We start from the raw sequence: 11,181 nt of genomic DNA, 5'->3' as shown, positions 1-11,181 counted from the left end.
GGTTAGAATTTCGCGCTGATGGTGGCCAGCAGCGAGGCCGGTTCGCCGTAGTAGTTGCCATCGGTGGAGGCGACGGTTTCCAGGTACTCGCGATCAGTGAGATTGCGTCCGTTGAGCGAGACGCGAACCTTTTCGCTGAGGTCGTAGAACAGGCTGGCGTCGAAGCGGGTGTAGCCGGAGACGTCGTAGCTGTTCTCCAGATTGCCCTCGCGGGCGCCAACGGCGATCACCCCGGCACCGAAGCCCAAGCCTTTCAGGCTGCCGGATTGCAGTTGGTAGCTGCTCCACAGCGAACCGCTCAGGGTCGGTACGCCCTGCAGTTTGTTGCCTTCACGCACCGGTGAGTCAGCGGTGGGCGTGTGCTTGGTCAGCTCGGCGTTGAGCACGCTGGCGTTGGCGATGATGTGCCAGCCGTCCAGCGGTTCGCCGACGATATCCAGCTCGACGCCGCGCACGCGCTGCTCGCCAGTCTGGATGGAGCGATCCTCATTTTCCGGGTCGGTACTGGCGACGTTTTCGCGGGTCAGCTGGAACGCTGCCAGCGTGGCGCTCAGGCGCTGTGGAATCAGCTCGACCTTGGCACCGACTTCGAACTGCTTGCCTTCCTCTGGATCCAGCGGCCGACCGGAGCGGTCGATATCGCCCTGAGGGACGAACGAGGTGCTGTAGCTGGCATAGAGCGACAGTTGATCGTTGGGCTGGTAGACAAGGCCGATGCGCGGGGAGACATTTTCGGGATCGAGGCTGGTAGGAACCTCGCTGTAGTCGTTTTCGATGGTCAGGTTTTTCTGCCGGGTACTGTCGTAGCGTGCCCCGACCAGCAGTTTCCACTGGCTGCTCAGATCGATCTGATCCTGCAGGTACAGGCTCTGGGTTTCCAGCTCGTACTCCGAGCCGCCGCCGTAGCTGAACGTACCGGGTACCGCGCCGTAGACCGGCTGGTAGATATCGATGTCAGCCAATTCGGCGCGGTCGCTGCCTGCATGGCGGTCGCCTTCGAGGTATTCGAAGCCGACCAGGGCCGTATGCTGCAGGCCGCCAGTGGCGAAGCGGGCGATGGCCTCGAACTGCATGTCCAGGGTGCGTACGGCTTCCTTGCCGTCGGTGGCGCGGCGGCGCAGGGTGCGACCGTCGGCGCGCATATCGCGTAGGTCGACGACGTAACGCTGTTTGTCCGACTCGTCCCAGCGGGTCGCCTGACGCAGGGTCAGCCAGTCATTGACGTCATGCTCGACACGCCACCAGGCAGCGACCTTTTTGGCGTCGTCGTGGACCAGGGCTCGTGCAGGAAGCGCTCCGGCTTCATGCTGATGCGGCCGTCTTGCGGGATCACGCCGCGGTCGAACTGGCTGGTCTGGTTGGTGTATTCCAGGCCGCCATCGACCCGCGTGTATTCGGACGGCTCCCAGCGCAACGTGGGGGAAATGTAGGTGTGGCGGTTGTCGCGAAAGGTATCGCGGAAGCTGCTTTCGGTCTGCCCGGCAATGGCGATCCGCCCGGCCAGGGTTTTCGCTTCGTCCAGCGGGCCGCTGGCGTTGACCTCCAGGCGATAGAAGTCTTCGCTGCCGGCCTGGGCCTTGATCCGGGTCTCCGGCGTGAAGGTCGGTTTGCGGGTCACCAGGTTGATCAGTCCGCCGGGGTCGCCCTGGCCGTAAAGTACCGAGGCCGGGCCCTTGAGCACTTCCACGCGCTCGACGTTGACCAGATCGCTGATTACTTCAGGGCGCGATACCAGCGGGTTCATCAGCATGCCGTCGACCGCGTAGGTACGAGAGTGGAAACCACGCACCACGAAGCTCTCGGTGGAGCCACCGTGGGAGTTGCCGCGCTGCACGCTGCTGACGTTGACCAGGGCGTCAGCCAACTGGTTGAGCTGCTGATCCTCAAGAACCTGGCGTGGCACCACCTGAATGGACTGTGGAATGTCGCGCAGGGCGCTGTCGGTCTTGCTGCCAGTGGCGCTGCGGGTGGCGCGGTAACCGCTGACCGGACCATCGGCATACTCGATCTCACCGGCGGCGCTGATGGTCGATGGCGCCAGGGCGAGTGAGCCGCTGTTGTCCTGCGCGAACAGCAACAGCGTGCGCTCCGGGGTCAGCGTCCAGCCCAGGCCGGAGCCTTGTAGGAGCAGGGTGAGTGCCTGTCGCTCGCTGTAGTTGCCCTGCACCGCGGGAGCGCTCAGGCCTTCGGCAAGGCGCGCGTCGAAACTGACCTGGATGCCGCGCTGGCTGCCGAAAGCGCTGAGTGCCGAGGCCAGTGGTTGGCTGGTGATGGAGAAGGTGTGGGGTTGTTGATCTTCGCTGCTGCCTGACGCCTGCACCGTGCTCTGTGCCATGGCCAGAGGTGAGCCGAGTAGCAGGCCGGGGGCGGCGAAGCAGCCGATGCCGAGACGCAAGACGAGTCGGGGAGAAAAGCGCAAACGCGGCACCAGCATGCTGTCGTCCTTCATACATATCGTTAACGTTTGAGAGGGATTCTCAAATTTACGATTGTAAAGACGACACCCTCGGCGAATTTTTTCATCGACGAGGGATTTTTTTATGATTGCCTGCCGCGCGGCGCGATCAAGGCGTTCCCAGCACCCGAATCCAGGGTGTCATGCGCCGGCTGGGTACCGATAGCGATTGAGCCAAAGCGCCGAGGGCGCGATCCGGGTCGCGCATGTCGTAGATGCCACTGAGACGGCGCTGCGCCAGAGCCGGGTCGGCGAGCACGATCCAGCCCGGGGTATAGCGGCGCATCTGTTCGAGGATTTCGCCAACGCTGGCGTTCTCCACGAACAACTGGCCGTGCCGCCAGGCGGCCACGCGCTCACTGTCGAGACGCAGATGCTGCAGGGTGCCGCTGAGCCGGTTCTGACGCAGGGCTTCGCCGGGGCGCAGGTCATCCTCGCTGCTGGCGCCATCGAGCTGGCTGCTTACGCGCACCAAGCCGCGTTGTACGGCAACCTCCAGATAACGTTCGCCCAGGTCGACTTCGAACGCGGTGCCGAGTACCCGCACTTCGCTGCTGCCGGCCTGAACCACGAAGGGCCGGTCGACATCACGCTGCACATCGAAGAACGCCTGGCCGGCCAGTAGCTGCAGGTCACGGCGCTCGCTACGGTAATCGCTGCGCAGGGCACTGCGCGGGCCAAGCGTGACCTGTGAGCCGTCGGCCAGGGTCACTGTGCGAGTTTCCCCTGCGGCGGTGATGTAGTCCGCCTGCCAGTGCAAGGCGGCCTGGGGGTATGTGAGGATCGCCAGCGCCGCGATACCGGCCGCTAGTGCTGCGGGCAGCCAGCGGCGTTTGCGTCGCGTCTGCAGGGCGCTGGCAGGGCGAGCGCTTTGCGTCGGGGTTTCGCGCAGTTGAGCGATGCCACCCCATACCCGTTCGATCTGTTGCCAAGCATGGCGATGCTCCGGGCTCTGCGTCAGCCAGCGCTCGAAATCCGTTCGTGCGTCTGGCGTTTCGCTGAGGCGCAGGTGCCAGTCGGCGGCCTGTTCGAGCAGGTCATCCGTGTTGCCCGGGGAGTCAGTCACGCTGCTGTTCCCGCGCGTCATCACCGGGCAAGGCGCGGGCCAGGCGTACCAGTGCATCGCGCACCAGACGATGAGCCGTGGCCAGTGATACGCCCAGCTGTTCGGCGATCTGCGCCAGGGTTTTGCCGCCCAGACGATGCATCTCCAGAGCGCGACGGCTTTGCTCCGGCAGATCCGCCAGAGCACTGGACAGCTGCTCCAGTTCGTCGCTGTGCAGGCACGCTTCTTCAGGGCTGGCGGCCAAGGTCGGCAGCAGCCAGTCAGGTGGCATGGCGTGGCGCCGCTGTTCGCGAGCCTCGCTCAGGCGCATGTCGAGGGCAAGGTTGCGCACGATGCGATAGAGGTAGGCGACGGGTTGTTCGATGGCTTGCAGTTCGGGGCGCTGCAGGGGATGCAGGCGCAGATAGGCTTCCTGAACGACATCCTCGGCACGATCCCGATCCTGGGTGATCTGCGCCGCATAGTTGACCAGTGCCCTGCGGCAGGACAGGAAGATATCCAGCTTCTCGGCCGAATCGTTCATGGTTGCGCCTCGTCGTACTGCAGACGCAAATCGTCTGGCCCGGCAAAGGCGGTACTCTAGACCTAATTGAGAGTCTTTTACAATTGGAAGGGGGCCGGCAGTCGGGCCCCCTGTCGGCAGGGCTCAGCCTTTGGCGGTCTTCTCGACCCAGGCGGCATAGGTGTCGATGAATGTCTGCAGGAACGGCTTGATGCCGTCGCTCAGCTTGCCGCTTTCATCGAAGAAATTACCGGCGCCGCCCAGGTAGGCTTCCGGCTGTTGCAGCAGCGGCATGTCGAGAAACACCAGCGCCTGGCGCAGTTGGTGGTTGGCGCCGAAACCGCCGACGGCACCCGGCGAGGCGCTGACCACGCCAGCTGGCTTGCCGCTGAATACGCTCTGGCCGTAGGGGCGCGAGCCCACGTCAACGGCATTCTTGAGAGGGGCGGGGATCGAGCGGTTGTATTCCGGAGTGATGAACAGCACGGCGTCTGCCGCTTTCACTTGGGCGCGAAAGCTGCTGTAGGCAGCCGGTGCCGGATCGACGTCGATGTCTTCGTTGTATAGCGGAAGATCACCTATTTCGACGATTTTCAAGCTCAGGTTCTGCGGTGCCAGATCGGCCAGCGCCAGGGCGAGTTTGCGATTGATAGATGCCTTGCGCAGGCTGCCGACCAATACGGCCACGTTATAGGTCTTGCTCATGAGGATTCCCTTGATTAGGAGTGGAAGGGGGTGTTGGCAAGTCAGAACACTATAGCTGCCTCTTGGTTGCTACGTGATACCTGCTCAAGGAGGCGCGGCAGGGCATTGCACGGGATTGATGGCAATGTGATTTTCCTTGAACCGGATGCCGATGGCGCCAGTCGATTGTGGGGTATCGCCCAGCCGGGCCAACTTCTAATAGGACGTACACCATGGATCTGATCCGCATTCTGATCGCCATTCTTCTTCCGCCTCTCGGCGTTTTCCTGCAGGTCGGCTTCGGCGGTGCCTTCTGGCTGAACATCCTGCTGACGCTGTGCGGCTATTTCCCGGGTATCATTCACGCGGTGTATATCATCGCCAAACGCTGATTCCAGGCTGCACCAGAAACCGCGCTCTGCGCGGTTTTTTTGTGCCTGCGATTCCCAGCATGTGAGTCCTTGCTGTACGACAACATGTCTAGGTTGTCCTTTTTCGGCGGACTTCCTCAGCTTTGCTTTTTCGATGGAAAGCCCGCTTTTACAAAAAAATGTTGGCAGGCAGGCGTTGCAGGATACTTGCCAGTAGCCGCTTTTTATTCAGGGTTATAGGTAATTAAATTATTGAATTTATTGTATTTTATATTTTTTATATCAATGGGGCTCTGTTTCCGTGATGGCCATTTCGCATGATTGTGAGCGGTAATTTTCTTCTTTACAGGTTCTTGACAGCGTTTGGGATTGGCGCAATTATCGGCTCATTCGCTGTATGACAACATACATCGGGCCACTCAAATAATCACAAGATCCAAGGCGCGTTCAATGAAGATCACTCAGGTCAATGTCGAGGTTTTCACCTATCCCACTCGCCGCAGCGTCGACGCTGCCGGTCATGCCCACCCAGGCGAAGAATCCCTGGCCAAAATGGCGTTGCTGCGCATCGCCACTGAAGACGGCACCGAAGGTTATGCCTTCGGCGCTCCCGAACTGATTCGTCCGCACATCATCGACAGCTTCGTGCGCAAGGTGCTGATCGGGCAGAACGTCATGGATCGCGAGAAGATCTGGCAAGACCTCGCCCACTGGCAGCGCGGCAGCGCCAGTCAGTTGACCGACCGCGCGCTGGCGCTCGTCGAGCAGGCGTTGTGGGATTGGGCAGGGCGCAAGTTCAAGCAGCCGGTTCACAAGCTGATTGGCGGCTATCGCGACAAGGTGCTGGCCTACGGTTCGACCATGTGCGGCGATGACCTGCCGGGCGGTCTGTCTACGCCGGAAGAGTACGGCCGCTTTGCCGAGCAACTGGTCGCCCGCGGCTACAAGGCGATCAAGCTGCATACCTGGATGCCGCCGATCTCCTTCGCGCCGGACCCGAAGATGGACGTGCGTGCCTGCGCTGCGGTGCGCGAAGCGGTCGGCCCGGATATCGCCCTGATGCTCGACGGCTATCACTGGTACAGCCGCACCGACGCCCTGTACATCGGTCGCGAGCTGGAGAAACTCAACTTCGCCTGGTTCGAAGAACCGATGATGGAAGAGTCTGCCGAGTCCTATGCCTGGCTGGCGGCCAATCTCGACATCCCGGTGCTCGGCCCGGAATCCCTCGGTGGCAAGTACATGAGCCGTGCCAGTTGGGTCGGGCAGGGCGCCTGTGACATCCTGCGCGCCGGCGTGGCCGGGGTCGGTGGTATTGCGCCGTGCCTGAAGGTTGCGCACCTGGCCGAATCCTATGGCATGCATTGCGAGATTCACGGCAACGGCGCCGCCAACCTGGCAGTGGTCGGCGCGATCAAGAACTGTGACTGGTACGAGCGCGGCCTGCTGCACCCGTTCCTCAACTACGACGACGTGCCTGCCTATCTGAACAGCATCGTCGACCCGATGGACAGCGAGGGCTACGTGCACCTGCCGGATCGTCCGGGCCTGGGCGAGGACATCAACTTCGCCTACATCGAGACGAACACCGTCAACCGGTACTGATGCACCGGCGCGCAGCCGTACGCGGCTGCGCTGTTTCTGAGAGTCGAATAACTATAAGAAGGCTATCTCATGATCAAACCAATTCCGCATCTGGTAGCGGGCCTGCTGGCCGCTACCCTGGCTCTGGGCTCCGTGACCACGGTGCAGGCCAAAACCCCTGCCGATCAGCTCATCGTCGGTATGAGCATGATCAACCTGCTGTCCCTCGATCCGGCTGCCGCTACTGGCCTGGACGTGTCCGAAGTCAACGCCAACCTGTACGACATGCTGCTGGTGCAGGACGCCGCCGCACCGGACAACCTGGTACCGGCCCTGGCCGAGCGCTGGGAAATCAGCGATGACCACAAGACGCTGACCTTCCACCTGCGCAGCGGCGTCAAGTTCCACTCCGGCAACGAGTTGACCGCCCAGGACGTGATCTGGTCGCTGCAGCGTGTGCTCAAGCTCAACCTGGCGCTGGCGTCGACCTGGAAGGCCTACGGCTTCACTGCCGATAACGTCGAGCAGCAGATCCGCGCCCCCGATGACCACACCGTAGTGGTCGAGCTGGCTCGCCCAACCGATCCGATGCTGGTGCTCAATACCCTGGCCACCTCGCCCAGTGCGTTCATCCTCGACAAGAAAGAGGTGCTCAAGCACGACAAGAATGGCGACATGGGCGGTGCCTGGCTGACTACCAATGCGGCGGGCAGTGGGCCGTTCGTGCTCAACGCCTGGCGCGCCAACGACGTGATTCTGATGACCCGCTTCGAGGAATACTGGGGTGGCCCGGCCAAGCTCAAGCGCGTGGTGATGCGCAACATGACCGAGTCGCAGTCGCTGCGCCTGATGGTCGAGCGGGGTGACCTGGATATCGCCCGCGGCATGTCCGCACCGGACATCACGGCCCTGAGCAGCTCGGACAAGGTCAAGACCCAGACCGTGCAGCGCGGCACTCTCTACTACGTGGCGCTGAGCACCAAGCAGCCGATGTTCGCCGACGCCCGCGTGCGCAAGGCGGTGCGCTCGCTGATCGATTATCAGGGCATCAACGATGTGGTGATGCCGCATTACGGCACCATCAACCAGCGCCCGATGCCGCTCGGCCTGCCCGCGCGTCTGGATGATCCTGGCTATCGCCTGAACGTCGAGGAAGCCAAGAAACTGCTGGCCGAAGCCGGCTACCCGGACGGTTTCCAGACCACTATCCGTGTACTTGCGGAACCACCGTTCATCAACATCGCCTCCAGCGTGCAATCGACCCTGGCCCAGGCCGGCATCAAGGCGCGCATCGTCACCGGCACCGGCACTCAGGTGTACGGCTCCATGCGTGAGCGCACCTTCGACATCATCGTCGGCCGCGGCGGTGGCGGCGCTGAACGTCACCCGCATTCCAGCCTGCGTACCCTGGTTTACAACCCGGACAACCGTGACGAAGCCAAGCTGAGCAACTTCCAGGGCTGGCGTACCTCGTTCTACAGCCCCGAGCTCAATGCGCTGATCGAAAAGGCCGAGGTAGAGCCGGACAAGCAGACCCAAATGGATCTGTACCACCAGTTTCAAAACCTCTACGACGAGCAGGTCGGCGCCATCATGCCGATCTCGCAGATGACCGACACGGTGGTGATCTACCACGACGTCGTCGGCTACATCGGTCACAGCGCGGCGACCACGCGCTACAAGGATGTGCACAAGGATCGTTGAGCCGCCGGGCGGCGTAGCGTCGCCCCTGCTTAGACGAACGAGCTGCGATCAATCGGGAGCCTGTTATGTTTGCTTCAACTGCGTCTTTCTTCGGCACGCGGATGGGCGGTACTTCACGCCGTTTCGGTGCGGTGCTGATGACCTTGCTGGGCTTGCTGGCGATGACTTTCTTCATCGGCCGCGTGATGCCACTCGATCCTGTGCTGGCGGTGGTCGGCCCGGATGCCGACAGTTCCACCTACGACCAGGTTTATCAGGCCATGGGCCTGGATCGGCCGCTGCTGGTGCAGTTCGGCTACTACCTGCGCGACCTGGCCCAGGGCAATTTCGGTAATGCGCTGCTCACCGGTCACCCGGTCATCGAGGACATCGCCCGGGTGTTCCCGGCGACCATCGAGCTGGCCACGCTGGCGATCATCTTCGGTGTGGTGCTCGGCCTGCCGCTGGGCGTCTTCGCGGCGGCCAACCAGGGCCGTGTCGGTGATCACCTGGCACGTGTGGTGACCCTGTTCGGCTACTCCACGCCGATCTTCTGGCTGGGCATGATGGGGCTGCTGGTGTTCTACGCCTGGCTCGGCTGGGCGGGCGGCGCCGGGCGCATCGACTTGGCCTACGACGGCATGGTGCCCTCGGTGACCGGCATGCTGCTGATCGACAGCGCCCTTGCCGGCGACTGGGATGCCTTCTCCAGTGCCCTCAAGCACATCCTCCTGCCGGCACTGATCCTGGGCCTCAACTCGGTGGCCTACATCAGCCGGATGACCCGCAGCTTTATGCTCGAGCAGCTTTCCCAGGAGTACATCCTCACCGCTCGGGTCAAGGGCCTGTCGCGGCGCAAGGTGATCTGGGGCCATGCGTTCCGCAACATCCTCGTGCAACTGCTCACCGTGGTGGCGCTGGCCTATGGCTCGTTGCTCGAAGGTGCGGTGCTGATCGAGACGGTGTTCGCCTGGCCTGGTTTCGGCCAGTACCTGACCAGCAGCCTGCTGCTCGGTGACATGAACGCGGTGATGGGCTGCGTGCTGGTGATCGGCTTCATCTTCGTCGGTCTCAATCTGCTCAGCGATGCGCTGTACAAGGTGTTCGACCCGCGCACCCGCTGACCCGACCCAATCGATTGCAGCCCTTCAATAATTACAATAGGGACATCCGCATGAAATCGTTTCGCTCCACGCTGCTTTGCGGCGTGCTCGGTGCGCTGCTGTGTACCGCTCCGCTGCTGACCGCCCAGGCCAAGACTCCGGACGATCAACTGATCGTCGGCATGAGCATGGCCAATCTGTTCTCCATCGACCCGGCCAACGCGCCTGGGCTCGATGCCTCGGGCATCAACGCCAACCTGTACGACACCCTGGTGTTGCGCAAGGACGGCAGCCCCGATGCGCACATCCCGCAATTGGCCGAGCGCTGGGACGTCAGCGAAGACGGTCGCCGGCTGACCTTTCACCTGCGCGATGACGTGCGCTTCCATTCCGGCAATGCGCTGACCGCCGAAGACGTCGCCTGGTCGCTGTATCGGGTGCTGAAACTCAACTTCGGCCTGGCCACCACCTGGAAGGCCTACGGCTACACCCTGGACAACATTGGGCAACTGATCCGCGCCGAGAACGATTCGACGCTGGTCATCGAGCTGCCTCAGCCGACCGACCCGCTGCTGGTGATCGACACCCTGGCCACTTCGCCAAGCGCCGTGGTGCTGGATCGCAAGACCGTGCTCGAACATGAAAAGGACGGCGATCTGGGCGCTGCCTGGCTGGTCACCAACGAAGCGGGCAGCGGCCCGTTCACCCTCAGTTCCTGGCGTGCCAACGACACCCTGGTGATGACCGCGTTCGCCGATTACTGGGGCGGCGCCACTAAGCTCAAACGCGTACTGATCCGCCATATCACTGAATCGCAATCGCTGCGCCTGATGCTCGAGCGCGGTGACCTGGACATGGGCTACGGCATGGCCGCCTCCGACGTCCAGGCGCTGGCCGCCAAGGGCAACATGCAGATCCAGACGCTGCAGCGCGGCACCATGTACTACGTCGCCATGAGCATGAAGCAGGCGCCGTTCGACGACATCCGTGTGCGCAAGGCCGTGCGTTCGCTGATCGACTATCAGGGCCTGGACAAGGTGGTCATGCCTTATTACGGCAAGCTCAACCAGCAGCCCATGCAACTGGGGCTGACGGCGCGCCTGCCAGACCCTGGCTACACGCTGGACGTCGACGCCGCCAAGGCGCTGCTCGCCGAGGCCGGCCACCCGCAGGGGTTCAAGACCACCATCCGCACCCTGGCCGAGCCGCCCTTCGTCAACATCGCCTCGAACCTGCAGTCGACCCTGGCCCAGGCCGGCATCCAGGCGAGCATCGTCACCGGTACCGGTAATCAGGTGTACGGCGCCATGCGTGCGCGCAACTTCGAGATCATCGTGGCCCGCGGCGCCGAGCGTTATCCGCATCCGTACTTCAGCCTGCGCACCTTCGTTTACAACCCGGACAACCGTGATGACGCCGGTATCGCCAACTTCCAGGGCTGGCGCGCGGCGTTCCAGGACGACGAGCTCAACAGCCTGATCGACAAACTCGGCGTGGAGCGCGACGCCGCCGCCAAGCTGAGCATGTATCACCGCGTGCAGCAGCGTTACGACGAGCTGGTGGGGCCGATCATGATGATTTCGCAGATGACCGATCCGGTGGTCAGCGCGGCTGACGTCAAAGGATTCCAGGGTGCCGACGCCGAGGCGACGCGTTACCTGGGTGTGTACAAGCAGCGTTGAGTGATCGGGCGCGGCAGCGCGCCCGGCATCGACCCGAACCGAGTTCCGGAG

At 62.7% G+C, this 11,181-nt stretch carries 10 protein-coding genes; 5 read left to right on the top strand and 5 right to left on the bottom strand.

Annotated elements, in window-relative coordinates; all coding sequences use genetic code 11:
• Positions 1-2: 2 nt before the first annotated feature.
• The 5 genes from K5Q02_RS01005 to K5Q02_RS00985 all read right to left on the bottom strand — a co-directional run bounded on the left by K5Q02_RS01005 (position 3) and on the right by K5Q02_RS00985 (position 4,728).
• On the bottom strand, positions 3-1,277 hold the full coding sequence (locus K5Q02_RS01005) for a TonB-dependent siderophore receptor (RefSeq protein WP_225839908.1): 1,275 nt from the start codon (positions 1,275-1,277) through the stop codon (positions 3-5).
• Positions 1,208-2,449, bottom strand: coding sequence for a TonB-dependent siderophore receptor (locus K5Q02_RS01000; RefSeq protein WP_225835511.1), 1,242 nt, complete (start codon positions 2,447-2,449; stop codon positions 1,208-1,210). Before K5Q02_RS01000 ends, K5Q02_RS01005 begins: the two co-directional genes overlap by 70 nt.
• Positions 2,450-2,564: 115 nt before the next feature.
• Entirely contained in the window at positions 2,565-3,521 is a 957-nt protein-coding gene (locus tag K5Q02_RS00995; protein ID WP_225835509.1) for a FecR family protein, read from the bottom strand.
• Positions 3,514-4,044, bottom strand: coding sequence for a sigma-70 family RNA polymerase sigma factor (locus tag K5Q02_RS00990; RefSeq protein WP_225835508.1), 531 nt, complete (start codon positions 4,042-4,044; stop codon positions 3,514-3,516). The genes K5Q02_RS00995 and K5Q02_RS00990 overlap by 8 nt, the downstream gene beginning before the upstream one ends.
• Positions 4,045-4,167: 123 nt before the next feature.
• Entirely contained in the window at positions 4,168-4,728 is a 561-nt protein-coding gene (locus K5Q02_RS00985) for an NADPH-dependent FMN reductase (protein WP_225835506.1), read from the bottom strand.
• A gap of 212 nt (positions 4,729-4,940) precedes the next feature.
• On the opposite strand from K5Q02_RS00985, the gene K5Q02_RS00980 reads away from it, so the two are divergent.
• The 5 genes from K5Q02_RS00980 to K5Q02_RS00960 all read left to right on the top strand — a co-directional run bounded on the left by K5Q02_RS00980 (position 4,941) and on the right by K5Q02_RS00960 (position 11,130).
• Positions 4,941-5,099, top strand: a complete 159-nt coding sequence (locus K5Q02_RS00980; RefSeq protein ID WP_042553324.1) for a YqaE/Pmp3 family membrane protein — start codon at positions 4,941-4,943, stop codon at positions 5,097-5,099.
• A 429-nt stretch (positions 5,100-5,528) separates the two neighbouring features.
• Positions 5,529-6,683 carry a mandelate racemase family protein gene (locus tag K5Q02_RS00975; protein WP_225835505.1) on the top strand — a complete coding sequence of 385 codons (1,155 nt, stop codon included), beginning with the start codon at positions 5,529-5,531 and terminating at the stop codon, positions 6,681-6,683.
• A gap of 69 nt (positions 6,684-6,752) precedes the next feature.
• Complete coding sequence (locus K5Q02_RS00970) at positions 6,753-8,366, top strand: ABC transporter substrate-binding protein (protein WP_442963948.1); 1,614 nt, start codon at positions 6,753-6,755, stop codon at positions 8,364-8,366.
• 65 nt (positions 8,367-8,431) lie between these two features.
• Complete coding sequence (locus K5Q02_RS00965; RefSeq protein ID WP_225835503.1) at positions 8,432-9,469, top strand: ABC transporter permease; 1,038 nt, start codon at positions 8,432-8,434, stop codon at positions 9,467-9,469.
• A gap of 50 nt (positions 9,470-9,519) precedes the next feature.
• On the top strand, positions 9,520-11,130 hold the full coding sequence (locus K5Q02_RS00960; protein ID WP_225835501.1) for an ABC transporter substrate-binding protein: 1,611 nt from the start codon (positions 9,520-9,522) through the stop codon (positions 11,128-11,130).
• The last annotated feature ends 51 nt before the right edge of the window (positions 11,131-11,181 follow it).

It is taken from the genome of Pseudomonas sp. MM211, from assembly GCF_020386635.1.
In the GTDB taxonomy this organism is placed as follows: Bacteria; Pseudomonadota; Gammaproteobacteria; order Pseudomonadales; family Pseudomonadaceae; genus Aquipseudomonas.
The sequence above is the reverse complement of the archived record's forward strand: the minus strand, read 5'-3'. Positions and strand labels throughout refer to the sequence as shown.